The organism is Lentzea sp. NPDC004789, from assembly GCF_053601075.1.
Genome location: NZ_JBSGBE010000026.1, coordinates 37,074 through 58,523, shown reverse-complemented (window position 1 = coordinate 58,523; position 21,450 = coordinate 37,074). Strand labels below are relative to the sequence as shown.

Below are 21,450 nucleotides of genomic sequence, written 5' to 3'. Positions count from 1 at the left end.
CTCACCAGGTGACCCGCAGCGCGAGCGGTCCGCGCATCGCCATGCCGGTCCGCCACCGCACGTCCTCGGCCAGCCGCAGTCCGGGGAACCGCGTGAGGATCGCCGTCAGCGCGACCTGGACGTCCATTCGCGCCAGCTGGGCGCCGATGCAGTGGTGCGGCCCGTGCCCGAACGTCAGGTGCCCCTTGGCGTCGCGCGTCACGTCGAACCGGTCCGGGTCGGGGAACCGGCGCGGATCGCGGTTGGCGGCGTGCTTGGCGAGCAGGACCGGTTCGCCCGCCCGCACGATGCCGCCGCTCAGCTCCACGTCCTCCAGCGCGTACCTGGGCAGGATGTCCGAGATCTCCTGGGTGGGGATCCAGCGAAGCAGCTCCTCGACCGCGCCCGGCATGAGGCCGGGGTCGGCGCGCAGCAGGTCGGCCTGGTCGGGGAACTGCAGCAACGTGTACACGGAGTTGGCGATGTGCGCGGCGGTGGAGTCGTAGCCCGCGCCGAGGAGCAACACGGTGAGCTGCACCAGCTCCTCGGCGGTGAGCCGGTCGCCTTCCTCCTGCGCCACCACCAGGGCGCTGATGAGGTCGTCCTCCTGGTGCTCACGCCGTTGCTCGGCGAGTCCGCCGAGGTAGCCCGCCAGTTCGCCGAGGCGGGCCATCCGCTCGTCCTGGGTCAGCGCGGTGATCGACATGAACGCGGCGGCCAGGTCCTGGAAGTGGTCGCGGTCCTCGTACGGCACGCCCAGCAGGTCGCAGATCATCAGTCCTGGCAACGGAACCGCGTACGTGGTGAGGAGGTCGGCCGGCGGGCCGGCCTTCTCCACGTCGTCCAGCAGCTCGCCGGCGAGCCGTTCGGCGTTGGCGCGCAACTGTTCCACGCGGCGCATGGTGAACGCGTGGGAGAGCAGGCGGCGCAAGCGGGTGTGGTCGGGCGGGTCGAGGTCGGTGAGGATCGCGCCCAGCCGCTGCGGACCCATCCTCGGCGTGTCCCGCACGGCCGCCTCCGCGAGGCTGAACCTCGGGTCGCTGAGCGCTGATCGGACGTCGTCGTATCTGGTGAGCAGCCAGCCCTCTTCGCCGTAGGGGAGTTGCACGCGGGCGAGAGGTTCCTCGTCCCGCAGCCTGCCGTACATCGGGTCGAGATCGAGTCCGTTCACCGGGCCGAACGGGTAGGAACGCGCGATCATGGGCATCCTCCAGGCTGCTGCGGCAGAGGCCATCATGCGCGTCAGGACCGCGTGATCACTACCGTGGCGTCTTGACTCGCCAACTGCGGTAAGCGGTTTCATCCGATGCCTGGCTGGCCTTGACCACCTCTGGAGGCCGTCCTAGGCTGCGAACGTAGGTACACCTCCGATCTTTGGTCACCGCCGCCGCGGACCCTGAAAGGTGTTCTGTGGAGCTGTCGCGGCGCGGGTTGCTCGGTGGAGTGGTGGCAGGGGCGGCGCTCACGGCGTTGCCGGTCGAGGCGAGCGCGGACGCGGGGAGTGCCGGGTGCGCCACGAGGATCGACTGGGAGCGGTTCCTCGGTGAGCAGGACCTGGTGTGGCAGCGCATCCCGCGCGCCTGGTACGAGGGACCGTTCCTGGGCAACGGTTTCCTGGCCACCGCCGTCTACCGGGAGCCGGGCGCGAACGCCGTCCGGTTCACCGTCGACCACGCGAAGGTGCAGGACCACCGGCCGCAGTTCGGCAACGAGTGGGGGGTGGCGCGGCTGCCGGTCGGCCGCGTGCTGCTGACCCCGGTCGGCACCATCACGGGCGTCGACCTCCGGCTCGACCTCTGGAACGCCGAACTGCGCGGCAAGATCGTCACGGACCGGGGCGAGTTGGCGGTGCGGACGTTCGTGCACGCGGAGAAGTCGTTGCTGCACCTGGAAGTGCGGCCGTCGGGCGGGGAACGCGACGCGAAGCTGGAGTTCCAGGCACTCGACGCGCTGAGCCCGCGGATCATCCGCGAGCCACCGCCCGCGACGTTCCCGCTCAACCCGAAGCCGGTGACCCGCACCGAGAACGGGCTCACGCTCGTCACCCAGGAGATGGTCGCGGGCGGCCAGACGGCCACCGCGTACCGGGTCAGGAAGGTGCCCGGCCGCACTGAGCTGCTGCTGTCGGTCGACCACTCGTTCCCCGACCGCACCGCCGAGGCGACGGTCAGGCAGACGGTCACCGCGGCGTCGCCGCCGGAGGTGCTGCGCTACCAGCACCGGACGTGGTGGCACCGCTTCTACCGCAAGAGCTTCGTGTCCCTGCCGGACGCGTTGCTGCAGAGCTTCTACTGGATCCAGCTGTACAAGCTCGCGTCCGGAGCCCGCGCGGAGGCTCCGATCATGCCCACCACCGGGCCGTGGCTGGAGCCGACGCCGTGGCCGTCGGTGTGGTTCAACCTCAACGCCCAGCTGGAGTACTGGGCCGTGCTCGCGTCCAACCACCTCGAACTCGACCCCATCCCGCGGACGATCTCGCAGAACCAGCAGATCCTGATCGACGCGCTGCGGCCGGAGTTCCGCGAGGACTCGATGGGGTTGCGGCGCAGCACCGACCCCACGTTCTCCGACGCCGGGTTCGTCGGCTCGCCGCTGCACCCCTCGCCGGACCCGGAGATCGGGAACCTGCCGTGGTTGCTGCACAACGCGTGGCTGCACTACCGGCACACGATGGACGAACGGATCCTCAGGGACACCGTCTTCCCGGTGCTGCGCAGGTCCACCAACTACTACCTGCACTTCCTGCGCAAGGGCAACGACGGCAGGCTGCACCTGCTGCCCAGCTACTCGCCCGAGTACGGCGTCGCCCCCGACTGCAACTTCGACCTCGCGCTGCTGCGCTGGTCGTGCCGCACGCTGATCGAGTCGGCCGAGCTGCTCAAGATCGACGACCCGCTGGCGCCGAAGTGGCAGGAGGTGCTCGACCAGCTCGTCGAGTATCCGACGGACGCGGGCGGGTTCATGATCGGCGCCGGGGTGCCGTTCGCCAAGTCGCACCGGCACTACTCGCACCTGCTCGCCGTCTACCCGTTGTACGAGGTCAACTGGGAGCAGCCGGAGCACCGCGACCTGATCGACCGCTCGCTGAAGCACTGGCTGAGCTTCGAGGGATCGTTGCGCGGCTTCACCTTCACCGGCGCGGCCTCGATCGCGGCCGGGATGACCCGCGGCGACGAGGCGCTGGGGTACCTGCGCGAGTTCGTCGCCAGGTTCGCCCAGCCCAACACGATGTACTTCGAGGCGGGTCCGGTGATCGAGACGCCGTTGAGCGCCGCGAAGTCGTTGCAGGACATGCTGATCCAGAGCTGGGGCGGGCTGATCCGGATCTTCCCGGCGGTGCCCGCGGCCTGGCAGGACGTCACGATCCACGACACCCGCACCGAGGGCGCGTTCCTGGTCAGCGCGGTCCGGCGCGGCGGCAGGACGCGGTTCGTGCGCGTGCGCAGCGAAGCCGGCCGGCCGTGCCGCATCCGCACCGGCATCGAGGGTCGCATCGAGGTGCGCGGGTGCGGCCGGTGGAGCGTGCGCGACGGCGTGGTCGAGCTGGAGCTGCGGCCCGGCCAGGAGGCGTTGATCCACGCTCGCGGTGAGCGCGACTTCACCATCGCGCCGGTGCGGATCACCGAGCCGGGCAGGCGGTGGGGCCTGCCCGCGCTGCCGCCCGGTGGCAGCGCGGTCCCGGTGGACATCAGCGCTGCGTTCGACAACGACGGCCTGTCCAACGAGTTCACCAGCCGCGACGGCGACTTCGACGGCCTGGGCAACACCTATCCCGCCGCGCAGCTGCCGCAGACCGGGTCGGTGACCGACGACGGCGTCCTGTTCGAGTTCCACAACGGTGACGAGGCCAGCAAGAACAACGTCGTCGCGGCCGGGCAGACGCTCGCGGTCCCGGCGGGCAGGTACGTGAAGCTGCACCTGCTCGCGGCCGCGGACACGAACAACGTCGAGGCGGACGGCGCGCTGACCTACGCCGACGGTTCCGCGCCCGTCCGGTTCCAGGTCACGGCGTGGCAGCAGCGACCGCAGTTCGGCGAGTCGGAACCCGTTGCCACGACGTTGATGCACACGCCTTCCGGTCCCGTGCAGAAGCAGGTGTCGATCTTCCACCAGACGCTCGCGCTCGACCCCGCCAAGGAGCTCTCCGCCGTCACCCTGCCCAAGACGAGCGGGCCACGCCTGCACGTCTTCGCGATCACCCTGGAGAAGCCGAAGTGAGAGCACTGCTCACCGCGCTGACGCTCGTCGTGGCGTCCGCGGTCGTCCCCGCGTCACCACCCGCCGTCGCCGCGGATCCGGCGTTGGCGCTCACGCCGCCGATGGGGTTCAACAACTGGAACACCACCGGCTGCGACATCAACGAGCAGATGATCCGCGACATGGCGGACATCTTCGTGACCAAGGGCCTGAAGGACGCGGGCTACCAGTACGTGAACGTCGACGACTGCTGGGCCGACGCCACCCGCGACCCGGCGACCGGGCGGATGCGCAACCACCCGACCCGGTTCCCCAGCGGCATGAAGGCGCTTGCCGACTACGTCCACGCCCGCGGCCTCAAGTTCGGCATCTACACCAGCGCGGGCACCATGACGTGCGCGAAGACGATGCCCGGTGCGCTGGACCACGAGGAGCTCGACGCGCAGACGTTCGCGGACTGGGGTGTCGACTACCTCAAGTACGACAACTGCAACAACGAGGGCCGTCCCGCGCTGGAGCGCTACATGAAGATGCGGGACGCGCTGCGCAGGACCGGTCGCCCGATCGTCTACTCGATCTGCGAGTGGGGCCAGAACAAGCCGTGGGAGTGGGGCAAGGACGTCGGAAACCTATGGCGCACCACGGGGGACATCAACGACACGTGGTCCAAGACGGTCGAGATCCTCAAGCTCAACGCGCCGCTGGACGCGTACGCGGGCCCCGGCCACTGGAACGACCCGGACATGCTGGAGGTCGGCAACGGCCAGCAGTCCACTGTGGAGTACCAGAGCCACTTCGCGCTGTGGTCGATCATGGCGGCACCGCTGCTGATCGGCGCGGATCTGCGCAAGGTGTCGGCCGAGCACCTCGAAATCCTGCGCAACAAGGAGATCATCGCGATCGACCAGGACCGGCTCGGCGTCCAGGGCAAGGTCATCTCGCAGAAGGACGGGCACTGGGTGTTCGTCAAGCCGTTGGCCAACGGCGACAAGGCGGTGGCGCTGTTCAACGAGTCCGAGGTGAACGCCACCATCTCCACCTCGGCCCGCGATCTGGGGCTGCCGCGCAGCGTCGGCTACACCGTGCGGGACCTGTGGCAGCACAAGAACTTCCAGTCGGCCGGCGCCATCTCGGCCGCCCTGCCGCCGCACGGTACCGCGATCTTCCGGGTGAAGGCGTCGCAGGACTGGTACCGGCACGAGCCCGCGATCGACACCTCGCTCGACATCGCGCAGCAGTACGAGGGGATTCCGAGCACGATCACCCCGGCCGGTGAGCCGTTCGTCGCGACCGTGACGGCGACCAACCAGGCGCCGGTTCCCGTGCTGAACGCGTCCACGACGTTCACGGCGCCCGCGGGCTGGAAGGTCGAGCGGCTCTCGTCCGAACGCGCGCCGGTGTTGCTGACCTCTCAGTCGGTGCGGAGCAGGTGGAAGGTGACACCACCGGCCGGTGCGGTGCCGGGAGCGCACGTGCTGAACGGCTCGTTGCGCGTGACGTGGGTCGGGCACGGGCAGCTGACGAGGCCGGTGACCTCGCCGGTGCTGGTGCCCGCCGCGCCGCCGTCCGGTGCCTCGCTGTGGGCGAGCGACGTCAGGTTCACCACCGAACGCAGCGGCTACGGACCGGTCGAGCGCGACAGGTCCAACGGCGGCTTCGTCGGCGGTGACGGCAAGACGCTGACCATCAACGGCAAGACCTACGAGAAGGGGCTCGGCGCGCACGCCAACGCCGAGCTGATCCTCTACGTGGGCGGGCGCTGCACCTCGTTCTCGTCCGACGTCGGCATCGACGACGAGCGGGACGTCAACCAGCAGGGCTCGGCGATCTTCGAGATCTGGGCGGACGGAACCCGCGTGGCGTCCAGCGGCCTGCGCACCTGGAAGGACGACGCGGTGACGATCTCGGGGTCGTTGGCAGGGGCCGAGTTCCTGCGGCTCGTGCTCAACGACGGCGGTGACGGCGTCAAATACGACCGCGGAGACTTCGCCGGCGCAAAGCTGACCTGCTGAGCCCGATCGCGGCGACGACGGCGACGAGCACGCCCGTGGACAGGATCTGCCCGCGGGCCTGCTCGTCGTTCAGCATCAGCACGATGACCGCCGCGATGCCGGCCAGCGCGAGCCAGGACAGGTACGGGTGCCCCCACATCGGCACCGTCGGGTTCGCGATGGTGCGGCGGAGCCTGAGCTGGGACACGGCGATGAACGCCCAGACGACCAGCAGCGCGGAGCCCACCGCGTTGAGCAGCAACAGGAAGACGGTGTCCGGCCAGAGGTGGTTGAGGACGACGGAGAAGAACCCGAACGCGACGCTGGCCAGCACGGCGTTGCGGGGAACGCCGTGCTGCCTGGTGAGGAGGGCTTTCGGGGCCTCGCCGCGTTCGGCCAGGGAGCAGAGCATGCGGGCGGCCCCGTAGAGGGTGGCGTTGATGGCGCTCAGCAGGGCCACGAAGATGACCACGTTCATGATCTGGCCGGCCGCCGGGATGCCCAGGCGGTTCAGCACCGCGACGTACGGGCTCGCGCCCACCTCGGAGTCGTTCCACGGCAGCAGGGTGACCACCACGGCCATGGAACCCAGGTAGAAGACGAGCAGCCTGGTCATCGAGGTGCGGACCGCCTTGCCGATGGCGTGCTTCGGGTCCTCCGCGTCGGCGGCGGCGATCGTGACGACCTCCAGGCCGCCGAACGCGAACACCACCGCCATGAAACCGGCGATCACCCCTGACCAGCCGTGGGGCAGGAAGTCCGTGAGGTTCTGGATTCCCGGGGAGTCGACGTTCGGGATCAGACCGGCGATCGCGGCCGCGCCGAGTGCGAGGAAGAGGACGATCGCGGCCACCTTGAGGCCCGCGAACCAGAACTCGAACTCGCCGAAGTTGCGGACGTTGGCGAGGTTCACGGCGGTCAGCGCCGACATGAAGATCAGCACCCAGGCCCACTGCGGGACCGCTGGGACCCAGCCCGCGGCGATCTTCGCGGCGCCCGTGGCCTCGACCGCCAGCACCACGCCGACCGTCGCCCAGTAGAGCCAGCCGACCGTGAAACCCGCCCACGGGCCGATCGCTTTCTCGGCGTGGACGGAGAAGGCACCGCCGCTCGGGTGTTCCGCGGCCATTTCCCCGAGCATGCGCATCACGAGCAGGGCCAGAAAACCGGCGAGACCGAATGAGATGAGCACGGCCGGGCCGGCCAGCGCGATGCCCGCACCCGTGCCCACGAAGAGCCCCGCGCCGATCACCCCGCCCAGCGCGATCATGGTCAGGTGCCGTTGTTGCAGGTGAGTCACGCTCTCAAGCCCCGTTCGAGTCTGCCGATGGCGGCCCGATAGTGAGTTCATGGCGGCGGAGAGTCAAATCATGTGATCGGGGTTACATCACACTCAAGCCGATAGTGAGGGTGAGATCCATGAACTCGCCTAAGGGAATGTCACCTCAGGGAGTGCTGCCGCAGCTCGACACGTTTTCCGGTGCTCTTGAGCGTTGCTCGGACTGGGGGTGGTTGGTGTTGCGGTCGGAGAACCGGCTGCTGCTGACCACTGATCATCAGGTCTCCGCGGTGGAGATGGGCGCGGGGATCGGCGGGGAGGTGCAGCACTACCTGTCGGTTCGGCTGCTGGCCGGGCCCGTTGTGGTGCTGCCTGGGGTTTCTCGGCGATGGCTCTTCCTCACCGAGTCGGCTGATGAGGCTTCGCAGGTCAACTTGATCCGGTTGCGGGCTCGGGGGGCGTTGACGCATCGGTTGGGGACGTTGGTGCCGTTGCCGCCATCGCGGATTGATCGTGGGATGGTGCGGTGGTTGGGGGACGACCCTCGGGATCGGCCGTTCTTGCCGCCGTTCTCGGCTGTGGTGGCGGCTTTGCGGGCGGTCACGGAGACTGCTGGGCTGCGCTGACCGGCGGGAGGACGTTCGCGACGAACTGGGTCAGGGTGTTGCCCCGTTCGGCGAAGTTGACGACCACGTAGGTGCCGTTGGTGCCCTGCTTGAGGCCCACGCCGACCCTGGTGGAGGACTTCCAGACCATTGCGGTGAAGTGCATGACGCTGTAGTCGATGTTGTCCGCGGTCATCTCTTCGGTGTAGTCGTAGCCGCTGGATTCGCCGTACCAGTTTTGCAGCGCTTTTGCCGCGACGGTGTCGAGGGCGCGGGTGCGGGTGCTGGTCCAGTAGAGGTTCTCGCCGTACGGGTTGTCCGGGCGGTGTTCGAAGGCGTCGGATTCGTGAAGGTGATCTGCCCATTCCTGGGCTGTTCGCGTCACCTCCGAATCGAGGGAGAGAGGTTCCACGCCGTGCTTTGCGCGGTAGGCGTTGAGGAGTTCCACGGTCTTGGCGACCGGGTCTGCGGCCAGGGCCGGGGTGGCCGGGGTGACGAGCAGCGAGGCCACGGCGATCACGGTGAGCATCGTTCGCATGGCTTGTTTTGTCCCCCGGATGGGGTAGGGAAGGCAACCCGTTGGCGCAAAACTGTCGTCTCGATAGGCGGAGCGTAGCCGTTGTGTCGCCTGCGGGTATGACGCACGTCACGCGGCGGGGGTGTGGTGGGGGTCACCCCTACGACTCCCCTGCGTTGGTGAGTGATACCCCGGTTGCGTTGCAAATTCACTCCACAGGACGCCCTCGGGGCTCTACCTTTGTGATGTCAGCCACGACGGAAGGAGCTGGGAGATGGAGCGCCACGAAATTCTCGCGGACGAGGACGGTCACATTCGCGGGTACGACTAGGAAGCACTCCGACCGGCCGCGCGAGGGAGTCGCCCGAAGAGACTCCCTCGCGGCTGGAGTGAACCTAGCTGGTGTGGGTGAGCTGTTCGTTCATGATTAGGAAAGCGCCGAGGCCGTGGAAGTCGTTCGTGTTTCGCGCGCGGCCGTAGTAGTAGTCGGCGTCGCCGACGTTGGTGCCTTCGGAGATGTCCTTGATGTTGGTCAGGCCGTCGGAGCCGACGGAGACCTTGGCGAGGACGCCCTGGTAGCCCTTGTCGGCCACGGTCTTGTAGGACGCGTCGAGGTAGCCGCGTTCCACGCCGCGCGAGAGCATGAAGGTGTACATCGACGACGCTGAGGTCTCGGTCCAGTTCTTCGAGTTCGAGCACTTGTCGACGATCTGGCACCAGCGGCCCGTCGCCGGGTCCTGGAAGCGGGCGTAGCCGGTGGCGAGGTGCTTGACGATGTTGATGAGGTCGGCCCTGCCGGGGTGGTCGGCGGGCAGGATCTCCAGCAGGTCGATCGCGGTCATGCCGAACCAGCCGATGGCGCGGGCCCAGTGTTCCGACGAGTGCTTGCCGGGGTTCTTCGCCCAGGACTCCGAGCCGTCCGCGTCGTAGGCGTGCCAGAGCAGGCCGTCGTCCGACTTGAGGTGGGCGAAGTAGGTCTTCATGTTGCGTACGGCTTCGTCATAGCCGTACGGCTGGTTGTAGGCCTTGGCGTACATGGCGATGAACGGCTGTGCCATGTAGACGCCGTCCGCCCACAGCTGGCCGACCTTGCTGGTGGCGTGGAACATGCCGCCGTCGGACGTGCGCGGGTACGAGGTGAAGCGGGCGCGGAGCTTGTCCGCGGCCTTCTTGTACTTCGCCTGGCCCGTCTCCTGGTTCAGGATGATGAACAGGGTGGCCGAGCGCATCGAGTCCAGGTTGTTGAAGCTGTTGTCGATGCTGCCGTCGGCCTTCACGAAGCGGTCCACCCAGGCCTTGATGTAGTCCAGGTACCTCTTGTCGCCGGTGCGCTTGTAGACGAGGTACTGGCCGTACAGGTACAGGCCGCGGGTGTAGCCCCAGCCGCCGAGCTTGTCCGGGGTGAAGCGTTTCATGGTCGAGTCGACCACCGCTTTCGACCAGTCCGACGGTGGTGCGGCGGCGGTGGCGTTCGCCGGGGCGATCAGTGCCAGCGACACGGCGAGAATGCCGAGGAAACGTGCTGTCCTCACGACGTGCTCCTCCTACTTGCCCATGGCGGCGGAGGCGAGGATGAGCATCCCCTGTGGTTTGGACCACGTCAAGCGGACATCGGATGTATGCGGGTGCTTGCGCGGAACACGAGCTTTGTCGGGAGTTCGCGGCTTTCGGGCTGGGCTCCGTCGAGGCGGGCGATGAGGAGGTCCACGGCGACCTCGCCGGCCTCCTCGGTCGGCATGGCGACCGTGGTGAGGGAGGGGGAGCACATGGCGGCGTAGAGGATGTCGTCGAAGCCCGTCACGCTGATCTGTTGCGGCACCTTGATCTCGTGCGCGGCCAGGTAGCTCAGGACGCCCAGGGCCATCAGGTCGTTGTAGGCGATGAACGCGGTCGCGCCGGTCTTCAGCGCCTGTTGTGCGGCGGCGAGGCCGCCGGCGAAGTTCGGTTCGAACGGGCCCAGCACCGGCGCGCGGTTCCGCAGGCCCTGCAGCCTGCGGTTGTGCGACCACGACAGCGCTGGGCCGCCGAGGTAGACGTACTCCTTGTGGCCCAACGACTCCAGGTGGGCGACGACCTGGTCCATGCCGGACGCGCTGTCCATCAGCACCGACGAGACGCCCGGCACCGTGCGGTTGATCAGCACCAGCGGGGTCAGCTCGGCCAGTTCGGCGATCACGTCGTCGGACTGCAGCGGTGAGCACAGCACCACGCCGTCGACCTGGGCCGCCATCGCGCGGACGAGCTCGGCCTCGGTCTGGGGGTCCTCCCTGCTGTCGCAGAAGAACACCGAGGCGCTCGCCTCGCCCGCGCGGGTCTGCACGCCGCGCAGCACGGCCGGGTAGAACGGGTTCTCCAGGTCGGGCACGACGATGCCGAGGTTCCCGGTCCTGCCGGTGATCAGGCTGCGCGCGGCGCGGTTGGGCTGGTAGCCGAGTCCGGCCACGACGTCGAGGACCCGTTGCCGGGTGGTCTCCTTCACCAGGCCCGGCGCGCTCAGCGCGCGCGAGACGGTCGAGACGGAGACCTGAGCCTGGCGAGCGACATCCCTGATGGTGACGGCCACCGGTGCATCATCGCAGTCAAGGTCGGGATCGACCCATTCATCGGATCTCTGCTGGACGTCGTGGGCCTGGCGGGGCGCCGCCAGGCCCACGACTCGGGGTCAGAGCTCCAGGCCGGTCAGCACCAGCACGCGGGGCTCCGTCAGGTCCTCCATGGCCGCGCGGAGTCCCTCACGGCCGATGCCGGACTCCTTCACGCCGCCGTACGGCATCTGGTCGGCGCGGTAGCTCGGCACGTCGCCGATGATCACGCCGCCGACCTGGAGTCGTTGCGCGGCGCGGAAAGCCAGCCGCACGTCGGTGGTGAACAGGCCGGCCTGCAGGCCGTAGCGGGAGGCGTTGACGCGGTCGAAGGCCTCCTCGACGGAGTCCACCCTGGTCAGCGTCACGACCGGGCCGAAGACCTCCTCGGCGCTCACCTTCGCGTCCTCCGGCACGTCGGTCAGCACGGTGGGCGCGTAGGTGCGGCCGTCACGGGTGCCGCCGGTCAGGACCGTTGCCTGGGCCTCCTGCACCCACGCCTCGACGCGGTCCGCCGCGGCGTCGTTGATCAACGGGCCGACGTCGCCGGCCACGTCGAGCTTGTGCACGTGCTGCACGATCGCTTCGGACAGCGCGTCGTAGACGTCGGTGTGGACGTAGACGCGCTGCACCGAGATGCACGACTGACCCGCCTGGTACATCGCGAACGTGGCGATGCGCTGCGCGGCGAACTCGACGTCCTGCCAGTCGGGGGCGACGATCGCGGCCGCGTTGCCGCCGAGCTCCAGCGTGACGTGCTTGCGCGGCACGCGTTCCTTGATGCCCCAGCCGACCGGGCCGGAACCGGTGAACGACACCACCGGCAGCCGCGGGTCCTCGACGAGCCGCGCGGTGTCCTCATTGGACAGGTGCAGGACGGACCACGCGCCGTCGGGCAGGTCGGTCTCGGCCAGCAGCTCGCCGAGCAGGAACGCGGCCTTCGGGGTGGCGGGCGCGGGCTTGAGCACGATCGGCGCGCCGACCGCGAGTGCCGGGGCGACCTTGTGCGCCACCAGGTTCAGCGGGAAGTTGAACGGCGCGATGCCCAGCACCGGCCCGCGCGGCACCCGGCGCACCAGGGCGAGGCGGCCCTCGGCGGACGGGTCGGTGTCGAGGCGCTGCAGCTCGCCGGAGAACCGGCGCGCCTCCTCGGCGGCCCAGCGGAACGTGGAGATCGCGCGGGTCACCTCGACGCGCGCCCACTTGAGCGGCTTGCCGGAGTCGTCGTTGATGGCCTGCGCGAACTCCTCGGCGCGCTCGGCCAGGCGCCGCGAGACGTGGTCCAGGGCTGCGGCACGGCGGTGCGCGGGCAGCGCGGCGAACTCGGGGGCGACGGCGGATGCCTTGGCGACGGCGTTCTCGACGTCTTCCGCGGTGTGGAAGGGAATCATGCGGGTGAGGCTCCTTCGCGGACGTCCAGGCCTTCGGGGGTGCGGTCGGCGGTCATGCGAGCAGGGCTCCTTCGAGCACGTCGAGGCCCTCGGCGAGCAGGTCGTCCGGGATGACCAACGGGGGCAGCAGGCGGATCACGTTGCCGTAGGTGCCGCACGTCAGCACGACGACACCCTGGTCGTGGCACGCCTTCGCCACGCGGGCGGCGACTTCGGGCGTGCGTTCGGTGAACTCGATGGCGATCATCGCACCACGGCCGCGGACCTCCGCGATGATGTCGGTCTTCTCCGCGACGGCCTTGAGCCTGCCGACCACGGTCTCCTCGATGCGGCGGGCTTGAGCGTTGAGGTCGCGCTCGCGCATCGTGCGGATGGCACCCAACGCAGCAGCACACGCCACGGGGTTGCCCCCGTAGGTGCCGCCCAATCCGCCGACGTGCACGGCGTCCATGATCTCGGCGCGACCGGTGACGGCGGCGAGCGGCAGGCCGCCCGCGATGCCCTTGGCCGTGGTGATCAGGTCCGGCACCACGTCCTCGTGGTCGGAGGCGAACCAGGAGCCCGTGCGGCAGAAACCGGTCTGGATCTCGTCGGCGACGAACAGCACGCCGCGCTCACGGCACCACTGCGCGACCGCGGGCAGGAAGCCGGGAGCGGGCGCGATGAACCCGCCCTCGCCCTGGATCGGCTCGATCACGACGGCGGCGGTGTTGTCCGCGCCGACCTGCTTCTCGATCGCCGCGATCGCCTTCGCCGCCGCCTCGGCACCGGTCAGGCCGTCGTGCAGCGGGTAGGACGCCGGCACCCGGTACACCTCGGGCGCGAACGGCCCGAACCGGTGCTTGTACGGCATGTTCTTGGCGGTCAACGCCATCGTGAGGTTCGTGCGGCCGTGGTAGCCGTGGTCGAACACCACGACGGCCTGCCTGCCGGTGACGTGCCGCGCGATCTTGACCGCGTTCTCCACGGCTTCGGCGCCGGAGTTGAACAGCACCGACCGCTTCTCGTGGTCGCCGGGCGTGAGCCGGTTCAGCTCCTCGCACACCTCCAGGTAGCCCTCGTAGGGCGTGATCATGAAGCAGGTGTGGCTGAACCTGTCGATCTGCGCGTGCACGGCCTCGGCCACCGCGGGCGCCGGGTTGCCGACGTTCGTGACGGCGATGCCGGAGCCGAGGTCGATGAGCTGGTTGCCGTCGACGTCGATCAGCAGGCCGTCGTCGGCCGACTCGACGTAGACGGGCAGGGTGCTGCCGACACCCGAGGCGACGGCTGCTTTTCGCCGCGCCTGGAGTTCCAGCGATTTGGGGCCGGGGATCGCGGTGCGCAGTCGGGTCATGTGCTCAGCATGGGCCTGGTCAGCGGCGTGCGCAGTGTCAGAAATGGCCAACGGTATGTGGTTGGTTGTACAAATTGGCGCATGCCCATCACGCTGCACGAACTCGCCCGCTCGCTGGGGTTGCCGGTGCTGGCCGGGGACCTGTCGAAGCCGGTGGCGTGGGTGCACGGCACGGAGCTCGCGGACCCCACGCCGTTCCTGGAGGGCGGCGAGCTGCTGCTGACGACCGGTCTCGCCACGATCAGCGCGGACTACGTCGACCGGCTCGTCCGCGCCGGGGTCGTCGGGCTCGGTTTCGGCACCGGGCTGAGCCACGACGTCGTGCCGCCCGCCCTGGTGGAGGCTGCCGGGGCGACCGGGCTCGGGCTCGTCGAGGTGCCGCGTGACGTGCCGTTCATCGCGATCAGCAAGGCGGTGTCGAAGGCCGTCGCCGCCGACGAGTACGCGGCCCTCACCCGCATCAGCGAGGCCCAGCGCGCCCTGACCCGTGCCGCTGTCCGCACGGGCGTCGCCGGCGTGGTGCGCAGGCTCGGCCAGTGGATCGACGGCTGGATCGTGCTGCTCGACGCGACCGGGCGGCCCGTCCACACGCACAACCCGCGCGTGGCTCCCGACCTCACCGCCGAGGTCGCCAGGCTGCGCACCGCCGGCGGCCTGGCCAGCGCGGCGTTCGAGATCGCGGGGACGCACGTGTTCCTGCAGGTGCTGGGCAGCCGGGCCAGGGGCGTGCTCGCCGTCGGCACGTCCGAACCGCTCGACACCGACATCGGCATCGTCAACACCGCGGCGTCGCTGCTGACCCTCGCGCTCGCCCAGAACGACGCCGTGGACGCCGCGCAGCGCGAGGTGCGGTCGGCCCAGTTCCGGCTGCTGCTCGCCGGGCTGCCGGTCGAGGGCCTGCCCGAGCGGTTCCGGGTGTCTCTTGTGGACGAACCGCCGGACGGCGAGGTCTTCTGGGCCGAGCACGAGAAGGACATCGTCGTGCTGTCCGAGCAACCAGACGGATTCAGTTCGTCCGAAGTGGACCAGACGTCAGTCGCCAGAGGACTCGCCGAGGCCCGCCAGGTGCGCCGGGCGGGCATCCGCCGGTGGGAGGACTTCGCCGGAGAGCTGGAGATCCCGGCAGGGTTCGCGGAAGCGCTGCTGCGCCCCCTCGACGCCGAGACCCGGCAGACGCTGAAGGTCTGGCTCTCCCACCACGGCGCCTGGGACCCCGCCGCCGCGGAGCTCGGCGTGCACCGGCACACGTTGCGCAACCGCGTCCGCAAGGCCGAGCAGGCGCTGCACCGCTCGCTGGACTCGCCCGGCCTGCGCGCGGAACTGTGGCTAGCCCTCAACCGCGAAGGTCAGTGACGCCGTGTAGCCGGACCGGACGTCGCCCGACATCGTCGCCATCTGGTGGTCGACGCCGTCGCGGAACACCATGTCCTGCTTGAGCGACGTCCGCGACAGGTTCTGGACGCTCTGCGTGTACCCGGTCGTGCCGTAGACCTCCTTGCACGTCGTCTCGGGCAGCGCGAGCTGCGAGGTCGTGATCTTGTTGCCGGCCTTGGTGGCCTCGGTGAGCGACGGGTAGACCTCGAAGTGGACGTGCGGCCAGCGCCCTGAGTAGGCGCCGGGGAAGACGCTGACGAACTTGAGCTTGCCGGCAGAGTCCGTCTCCTGCACGCCGCGCAGGAAGTTCTCGTTCTTCACGCGGTCCGAGTACATCGAGTAGTCGCCGTTGATGTCGCAGTGCCACAGGTACACGGCGGCACCGGCGTACGGCTCGCCGTCGGCCTTCTGGACGGTCAGCTCGATGTTCAGCGGCACACCTTCGGCCGTGCGCGACGACGAACCGAAGCTGGAGCGGATGTCCGAACGCACGATGCCGCTCTGGCTCAGGGCGTTGGGGCCGTTCGAGCCGTCACCGGGGTACGGCCCGGCGGTCTCCTCGGGGATCGTCTCCAGCGCGCCCCCGGAACCGGTGGTGGTCGAGGCCGTCGTCGTGGTCGACGGGGCGCAGGCCACGAGGGTGAGGCCTGCGCCGCCGAGCATCGTCAACGCCCGCCTTCGTCCGAAGAGCGTGGCGAGGTCGAACTGGAGGCCGCGGTCGTGGTTGTCCGTCATGGGAACCAGACTGCGGCCGCTTGCTGTGAGCCGCCTGTGGCGCACCTGTCAAGACGCTGGTCTCACCCCGTGGAGAGCAGCACGGTGCTGAAACCGTGTCGGGGATTGAGCTTCAGCACCGTGCCGCCGAACGTGCCGGGCGTTGAGGAGACAGACGCCCAGCCCGTTGCCTTGCCGCGCAGCTCCTCGACGGTCGACGCCGGCAGCGGCCTCCCGTCGATCACGACGCGCGTCACGTTCGCCGGCACCATCAGCTGCGACTCGGCGGGCGCGTCCCGCAGCGTCACGAGGAGGTGCTTGCCGAACGAGCGGACCTGCAGGTCGCCGAACCGGCCGTCCGCTCCAGGCGACACGAGCCAGCCCGCGCGGTCCTCGCGGTCCAGGTCGTTGACACCCCACGGCTCGGCCCAGACGTCCGGCGTGCGGAAGTTGAACGGCATGGCGGCGGAGGCCCGCAGGTACAGCGGGAACTCGTCCAGACCGGCCTCCCGCGTGATCGTGCGCCCACCGGAGACCCGCTCACCGGAGAACAGGTCGATCCACTCGCCGGACGGCAGCCACACGTCGACCGGTGTCGGCTTCCCGGCCGAGCCGTCGGTCTCGGCGCGATCAGCGGTCACCGGAGCCGCGAGCAGGTCCGGTCCCACCATGAACTGCTGGTCGGCCTTCCAGGCCTCGGCCGAGCCGGGGTACTGGAACGCCATCGGCTGGGTGATCGGTGTGCCGTCGCGGGAGGCGTGGACCGCCTGCGCGTACAGGTACGGGAACAGCTCGTAGTGCAGCACGGCGGCGCGGCGGAACCGGTCGAACGTCGCCGTGTCGTACACCCACGGCGTCGAGTTGCGCCCGGAGCTGCCGACCTGGAACACCGGCGACACCGCGGACATCTGCGACCACCGCACGAACAGCGACTCCGACGGGCCACCGCCGAGGTTGCGGTAACCGCCGGTGTCCGAGCCCTGCACGGGGTGGCCGGAGATCCACGAGTTCATGCCGCGCCGGGTGGACAGCCGCAGTCCGTCGAAGCTCATGTCCGCGTCGGCCTGCCAGAACCCGTGCAGCAGCGCGGGCATGCCGTCGCCGCCGGCCCGGAACAACGTCGTGTAGTCGTCGCCGTGCACCTTCCGCAGCGTTTTCACCACGGATTCCGCGTACAGCAACGGGTACTGGTTGTGGATCAAGGTGCCGGGACCGCCCGCGAACGTCGTCTCCTCGAAGTTGTGCTCCTCGCCGCGGTCGCCCTTGACGAAGTTCACGCCCATCCGGAACACGGCTTCCAGCTTGGCCTCGTAATGGGCGCGCGCCACCGGGTTCGTGAGGTCGATGTCCCACACGTTCGTGCGGTCGGACTGCGCGAAAGAACCGGCGGGATAGTCGTGCGGGCATTCCTTGCCGTCCGAGGTCTTGCTCAGGAACGGCGCCACCCACACACCCATGTTCACGCCACGAGAACGCATCCAGTCGATCGTGCCCTGCGCATCCGGGTACATCGTCTTGTCGAACTTCAACGCGCCGATGCACGCGTAGGTCGGCCGGGCGCCCTCCGGTCCCTGCTCCCACGGGTTGTCGACCCAGAGCGTGTTGAGCGGCACTCCACGTGCCTGGAACTGCGTGACGTCCTCGACGACCTCGTCCGAGTGGTTGTACTTGTCCCGCCACTTCGTCAGCGCGAACTGCCGCGCGGGCGGCAGCGTCGGCAGGCCGACCTTCCCGAAGTACGCCGTGTTGACCTGGGCCGGCGAGCCCGCGTAGACCTCGTAGTCGAGCCGGGAGGTCTTGAAGCACAGCTGGATCCGGTCGGGCACGCCGAACGTCACCGGGCACGGCGCGGGCTTGTCCCCGCAGTGGTCGTCGGGGAGTGCACCGGGGAACGCCGTGCGGCCGATGGCGTGAGTGTCCGCGTAGACGCCGTAACCCGCGCTGGAGATGAAGAACGTCGAAGGCGCGCCGTTCTTGTTGCACTTGCCGAACGTCGACGCACCGACGAACACGGCCTTGTCCAGCAGCACACGTCGTTGCAGGTCAACGAACATCGTGTGCGCGCCACCGCCGAGGAAGTGCTCCTCCAGCGACCCGGTGAGGTTCGCGGAGACCTGCGCGACCCCGGTGGCGGGCTCCAAGGTCCATCCCACGCGCAGGCCGCGAGGAGTGCGGGTCACGACGACGGAGGCGGTCCTGGACGCCTCCGTCGTCGCCACGACGTACCGCACGCCGCCGGGAACCCGTTTCTGCGCCACGACGTTCGTCAACGAGTGCTGAGTGCCGTCCGCGAGCCGGTAGACCGTCTCGCGCTGGCCGGTCAGCGTCCGCCGGCCGTCCTGGAAGTCCAGGGCGAACGGGCTGTTCACGGCCTTCCACGACAGCCCGGCGTGGGCCGTGGCGATCGGTGCGCCGGCGGACAGCCCGGCGGCGATCAGCAAGAGCGTCAACAGGTACCTCATGCCGGCACCACCCCGTTGATCGTCGTGTTGCGGAACACCAGGTCGTCGGTGTTCTCGATGAGGTTCGGCTCGGTGATGGCGGTGAACGCGGAGTTGGTGATCTGCACGTTCCTGATGTGCTGCTCGGGGAATCCGCGGAAGCAGGCGGCGAGCTTGCCGCCGTTGATCCGCATCCGGTCGACGGTCACGTTGTCGATCCGCGGGAAGAAGCCCTTGGTGCCGCCGTTCTGGTAGTACATCGACACGAACAGGATCTCGCGCTCGACGTTCTGCCCGAAGACGTTCCGCAGGTGCACGCCGTCGATCACGCCACCGCGGTCGGAGTTGGTCTTGACGTAGAGCGCGTGCTTCACGGGATAACGGCCGGGGAAGTCCGGCGCGTTGATCTCGCAGTCCCGGCAGAAGATCTTGGAAACGCCGCCGGACGTCTCGCTGCCGATCGTGATCCCGCCCCAGCGGCCGGAGAACTTGCAGCGCTCCACCACGACGTGGGTGGACGGGATGCCGACCCGCCGTCCGTCGGCATCCCGTCCTGACTTCACCACGACGCAGTCGTCGTTGGTGTTGAACTTCGAGTCGTGCACGTGCGCGTACGACGACGAGTCGAGGTCGACACCGTCGCCCTGCGAGTTCGTGGAGTAGATCTCGACCCGCCGCACGGTGATGTTCTGCGAGAACACGAAGTGCAGCGACCACATCGCCGGGTTGCGGAGGTGCACGTCCTCGACGAGCAGGTTGCGGCAGCGGAAGAACTGGATCATGTTCGGGCGCATGTTCCTGCCCACGCCCAGAACGCGTTCCTCGACCGGGACGCCGTCCTCGCCCCACTGTCGCAGCAACGCCGTGGAGCCGGCGCCCCAGCTCGCCCACGTGCCGGAGACGGCGTCGCCGTCGACGGTGCCGCGACCGGTGATCGCGATGTTCTTCTCCTCGAACGCGTAGATGAACGGCTGGTAGTTGTAGCAGAGCGTGCCCTCCCAGCGGGTGAGCACGAGCGGCAGGTAGTCGTTCGGGTCGGTGGAGAACTTGACCGTGGCGCCTTCGCTCACGTGCAGCTCCACATTGGACAACAACCTGATGCCGCCGGTGAGGAACGTGCCCGCGGGAACGACGACACGTCCCCCACCGGCCTGGTGGCACGCCGTGATCGCGCGGTAGAACGCCTCGGTGTTCTTGGTGAGGCCGTCACCCTTCGCGCCGTACGCGGTGACGTCGTAGTCCTTCCTGCGGAAACGTGGCGGGCAGATGCGCGCCAGGATCAGCGGCACTTCCCGCCACGGGTCCCGGCCCAGTGCGGGTGCCGCGGCCGCCACGCCTGCGGGGAGCAGGAGACCGGCGGCCGTCAGGCCGGACACACGCGCGAAATCACGACGTGACAAGGACACGGGGATGCTCTCCTCAGACCTTCTTGCCGTTGATGGTGACGTTCGTGAAGGTGGTGCCGTCCGCGTTCTTGATGCTGGGTTTGGCCGTGGTCACGTCGGTGAAGGTGCTGTTGGAGATCACCACGCCCTTGATGTGCGACTCGGTCAGGCCGTCGAGCGTGACCGCGGTCTTCTTGACCCCGTTGACGGTGAAGCCGTCGACGGTGATGTTCTGCACCTTGGGGTTCACGATCGGGCCGTAGCCGGGGCCGGTGAGGCTGTAGTTCAGCGTCACGTTGATCGCCTCGCGGTCGACGTCGCTCGCCTTGATCCGCCGCGCGTGGATGTTCTCCACGGTGCCGCCGCGCCGCTTGTTCGTCTTGATGTACAGCACGTGGAACGGTTTGTAAGACGAGCCCTTCTTCACCGTGCAGTCCTGGAAGAACACGTTGCGCACGCCACCGGACATCTCGCTGCCGACCGTCAGCGCGCCCCAGCGGCCCTCGAACGAGCAGTTCTCGATGACGATGTTCTCGCTCGCCACGCCGACACGCCGTCCGTCGACGTCGCGGCCCGCCTTGATCGCGATGCCGTCGTCACCGGTGTCGAACCGGCAGCCGGTGATGTGCACGTACTGCGAGGCCTCCGGGTCGCAGCCGTCGACCATGCCGCCGCGGCTGTAGACGAAGATGTCGCGGACCGTCACGTTGCTGCACAGCACGGGATGCACGTTCCACATCGCCGAGTTCCGCAGCTGCACGCCCTCGACGAGGATGTTCTTGCACTCGTAGAGCGTGACCATGTTCGGCTTGAGGTAGTGGCCGAGTCCGAACCTGCGGTCGGTCACGGGTTTGTTGTCCACGGCCCACTTCTGCAGCTGCTCCCAGTCGGGCTGCCGCTTGTCGTCGTAGTCGAACCACGGTCCGGACGGCCCCTGACCGTCGATCAGGCCGGAACCGGTGATCGCGATGTTCTCGGCCTTGCGCGCGTAGATGAACGACGAGAAGTTCATGCACTCGATGCCCTGCCACCGGGTGTAGACCAGCGGGAAGTCCTTGGGATCAGTGGAGAACTTGATGGTCGCGCCGTCGGAGACGACGAGGTTCACGTTGCTCAGCAGGGTGATCGCGCCGGTGAGGAAGCTGCCCTTGGGCACGACGACCTGGCCGCCGCCGGCCGCGTTGCAGGCCTCGATGGCCTTCTTGAACGCGTCGGTGTTCTTCGTCTTGCCGTCGCCCTTCGCGCCGTACGCGGTGATGTCGAACTTGGCGTTGGGGAACGTGGGCGGAACGATCTTCGCGAGGATCGCGGGCACCTGGTCCCACGGCGACTCGGCCAGCGGGGTCGCGGCGTGTTCCTCGGCCGACGCCATGGGTGCGTTGAGCAACGACCCGGACAGCATCGTCACACCGGCGGTGGCACCGGCGACTTTGAGGAAGTCGCGGCGGTTGGTCTCCATTGGCCGTCCTTTCGCACGCGTGCGTTGGTACAACAGCGAACGGCGGCGGCGAGTTCACAACGATGAAACGGCGTTGTAAACCTTTTCACGGTAGTCTGCACCTCGTTCCGGCCCCGCGTCAACGGCGACCCGAAGTCGGCATACTGGGTTGTGTGCTCGGATTGCGGCCGGCGGAACTCGCGGTTTACGAGACGCTCGTG

General features: G+C 68.7%; 15 protein-coding genes. 4 read left to right on the top strand and 11 right to left on the bottom strand.

The window, feature by feature from the left end; translation table 11 throughout:
* Position 1: 1 nt before the first annotated feature.
* Positions 2 to 1,180 (bottom strand): cytochrome P450, encoded by a 1,179-nt coding sequence (locus tag ACWEIJ_RS39895; protein WP_449842475.1) that lies wholly within the window; start codon positions 1,178 to 1,180, stop codon positions 2 to 4.
* Positions 1,181 to 1,389: 209 nt separating this feature from the next.
* Here ACWEIJ_RS39895 and ACWEIJ_RS39890 point away from each other — a divergent pair, with 209 nt between their 5' ends.
* Positions 1,390 to 4,197: a glycosyl hydrolase family 95 catalytic domain-containing protein gene (locus ACWEIJ_RS39890; protein ID WP_449842474.1), complete on the top strand. Its 2,808-nt coding sequence runs from the start codon at positions 1,390 to 1,392 to the stop codon at positions 4,195 to 4,197.
* A complete protein-coding gene (locus ACWEIJ_RS39885; RefSeq protein WP_449842473.1) occupies positions 4,194 to 6,188 on the top strand; it encodes an NPCBM/NEW2 domain-containing protein in 1,995 nt (664 codons plus the stop codon). The genes ACWEIJ_RS39890 and ACWEIJ_RS39885 overlap by 4 nt, the downstream gene beginning before the upstream one ends.
* Here the strand turns inward: ACWEIJ_RS39885 and ACWEIJ_RS39880 are convergent.
* A complete protein-coding gene (locus ACWEIJ_RS39880; protein WP_449842472.1) occupies positions 6,142 to 7,467 on the bottom strand; it encodes an amino acid permease in 1,326 nt (441 codons plus the stop codon). The genes ACWEIJ_RS39885 and ACWEIJ_RS39880 overlap by 47 nt on opposite strands.
* A 119-nt stretch (positions 7,468 to 7,586) precedes the next feature.
* Here ACWEIJ_RS39880 and ACWEIJ_RS39875 point away from each other — a divergent pair, with 119 nt between their 5' ends.
* Complete coding sequence (locus ACWEIJ_RS39875) at positions 7,587 to 8,072, top strand: hypothetical protein (RefSeq protein ID WP_449842471.1); 486 nt, start codon at positions 7,587 to 7,589, stop codon at positions 8,070 to 8,072.
* Here the strand turns inward: ACWEIJ_RS39875 and ACWEIJ_RS39870 are convergent.
* From ACWEIJ_RS39870 to gabT, 5 genes are all read right to left on the bottom strand, one after another.
* The gene (locus tag ACWEIJ_RS39870; RefSeq protein ID WP_449842470.1) at positions 8,047 to 8,589 is read right to left on the bottom strand and encodes a CAP family protein; all 543 of its coding nucleotides are present in this window, start codon (positions 8,587 to 8,589) and stop codon (positions 8,047 to 8,049) included. The genes ACWEIJ_RS39875 and ACWEIJ_RS39870 overlap by 26 nt on opposite strands.
* A 374-nt stretch (positions 8,590 to 8,963) precedes the next feature.
* Positions 8,964 to 10,100 (bottom strand): glycoside hydrolase family 88/105 protein, encoded by a 1,137-nt coding sequence (locus ACWEIJ_RS39865; protein WP_449842469.1) that lies wholly within the window; start codon positions 10,098 to 10,100, stop codon positions 8,964 to 8,966.
* A 68-nt stretch (positions 10,101 to 10,168) separates the two neighbouring features.
* Positions 10,169 to 11,131, bottom strand: coding sequence for a LacI family DNA-binding transcriptional regulator (locus ACWEIJ_RS39860; RefSeq protein WP_449842468.1), 963 nt, complete (start codon positions 11,129 to 11,131; stop codon positions 10,169 to 10,171).
* Positions 11,132 to 11,230: 99 nt separating this feature from the next.
* Positions 11,231 to 12,541 carry an aldehyde dehydrogenase family protein gene (locus tag ACWEIJ_RS39855; protein WP_449842467.1) on the bottom strand — a complete coding sequence of 437 codons (1,311 nt, stop codon included), beginning with the start codon at positions 12,539 to 12,541 and terminating at the stop codon, positions 11,231 to 11,233.
* 52 nt (positions 12,542 to 12,593) lie between these two features.
* Positions 12,594 to 13,877 carry a 4-aminobutyrate--2-oxoglutarate transaminase gene (gene gabT, locus ACWEIJ_RS39850; protein ID WP_449842466.1) on the bottom strand — a complete coding sequence of 428 codons (1,284 nt, stop codon included), beginning with the start codon at positions 13,875 to 13,877 and terminating at the stop codon, positions 12,594 to 12,596.
* 81 nt (positions 13,878 to 13,958) lie between these two features.
* Between gabT and ACWEIJ_RS39845 the strand changes: the two genes are divergently transcribed.
* A complete protein-coding gene (locus tag ACWEIJ_RS39845; RefSeq protein ID WP_449842465.1) occupies positions 13,959 to 15,230 on the top strand; it encodes a PucR family transcriptional regulator in 1,272 nt (423 codons plus the stop codon).
* Here the strand turns inward: ACWEIJ_RS39845 and ACWEIJ_RS39840 are convergent.
* The 4 genes from ACWEIJ_RS39840 to ACWEIJ_RS39825 all read right to left on the bottom strand — a co-directional run bounded on the left by ACWEIJ_RS39840 (position 15,204) and on the right by ACWEIJ_RS39825 (position 21,250).
* Entirely contained in the window at positions 15,204 to 15,986 is a 783-nt protein-coding gene (locus ACWEIJ_RS39840) for a dioxygenase family protein (protein ID WP_449842464.1), read from the bottom strand. The two genes, ACWEIJ_RS39845 and ACWEIJ_RS39840, sit on opposite strands and share 27 nt — an antisense overlap.
* Before the next feature lie 62 nt (positions 15,987 to 16,048).
* Positions 16,049 to 18,427 carry a TIM-barrel domain-containing protein gene (locus tag ACWEIJ_RS39835; RefSeq protein ID WP_449842463.1) on the bottom strand — a complete coding sequence of 793 codons (2,379 nt, stop codon included), beginning with the start codon at positions 18,425 to 18,427 and terminating at the stop codon, positions 16,049 to 16,051.
* On the bottom strand, positions 18,424 to 19,812 hold the full coding sequence (locus tag ACWEIJ_RS39830) for a glycoside hydrolase family 28 protein (RefSeq protein ID WP_449842462.1): 1,389 nt from the start codon (positions 19,810 to 19,812) through the stop codon (positions 18,424 to 18,426). Before ACWEIJ_RS39830 ends, ACWEIJ_RS39835 begins: the two co-directional genes overlap by 4 nt.
* Positions 19,813 to 19,825: 13 nt before the next feature.
* Complete coding sequence (locus ACWEIJ_RS39825) at positions 19,826 to 21,250, bottom strand: glycosyl hydrolase family 28 protein (RefSeq protein ID WP_449842461.1); 1,425 nt, start codon at positions 21,248 to 21,250, stop codon at positions 19,826 to 19,828.
* Between the last annotated feature and the right edge of the window lie 200 nt (positions 21,251 to 21,450).

Coding starts and splice junctions, on each gene's coding strand:
- ACWEIJ_RS39825 (WP_449842461.1), bottom strand. CDS start 21,250: ATGGAGACCAACCGCCGCGACTTCCTCAAAGTCGCCGGTGCCACCGCC.
- ACWEIJ_RS39855 (WP_449842467.1), bottom strand. CDS start 12,541: ATGATTCCCTTCCACACCGCGGAAGACGTCGAGAACGCCGTCGCCAAG.
- ACWEIJ_RS39845 (WP_449842465.1), top strand. CDS start 13,959: ATGCCCATCACGCTGCACGAACTCGCCCGCTCGCTGGGGTTGCCGGTG.
- ACWEIJ_RS39870 (WP_449842470.1), bottom strand. CDS start 8,589: ATGCGAACGATGCTCACCGTGATCGCCGTGGCCTCGCTGCTCGTCACC.
- ACWEIJ_RS39835 (WP_449842463.1), bottom strand. CDS start 18,427: ATGAGGTACCTGTTGACGCTCTTGCTGATCGCCGCCGGGCTGTCCGCC.
- ACWEIJ_RS39840 (WP_449842464.1), bottom strand. CDS start 15,986: ATGACGGACAACCACGACCGCGGCCTCCAGTTCGACCTCGCCACGCTC.
- ACWEIJ_RS39895 (WP_449842475.1), bottom strand. CDS start 1,180: ATGATCGCGCGTTCCTACCCGTTCGGCCCGGTGAACGGACTCGATCTC.
- gabT (WP_449842466.1), bottom strand. CDS start 13,877: ATGACCCGACTGCGCACCGCGATCCCCGGCCCCAAATCGCTGGAACTC.
- ACWEIJ_RS39875 (WP_449842471.1), top strand. CDS start 7,587: ATGAACTCGCCTAAGGGAATGTCACCTCAGGGAGTGCTGCCGCAGCTC.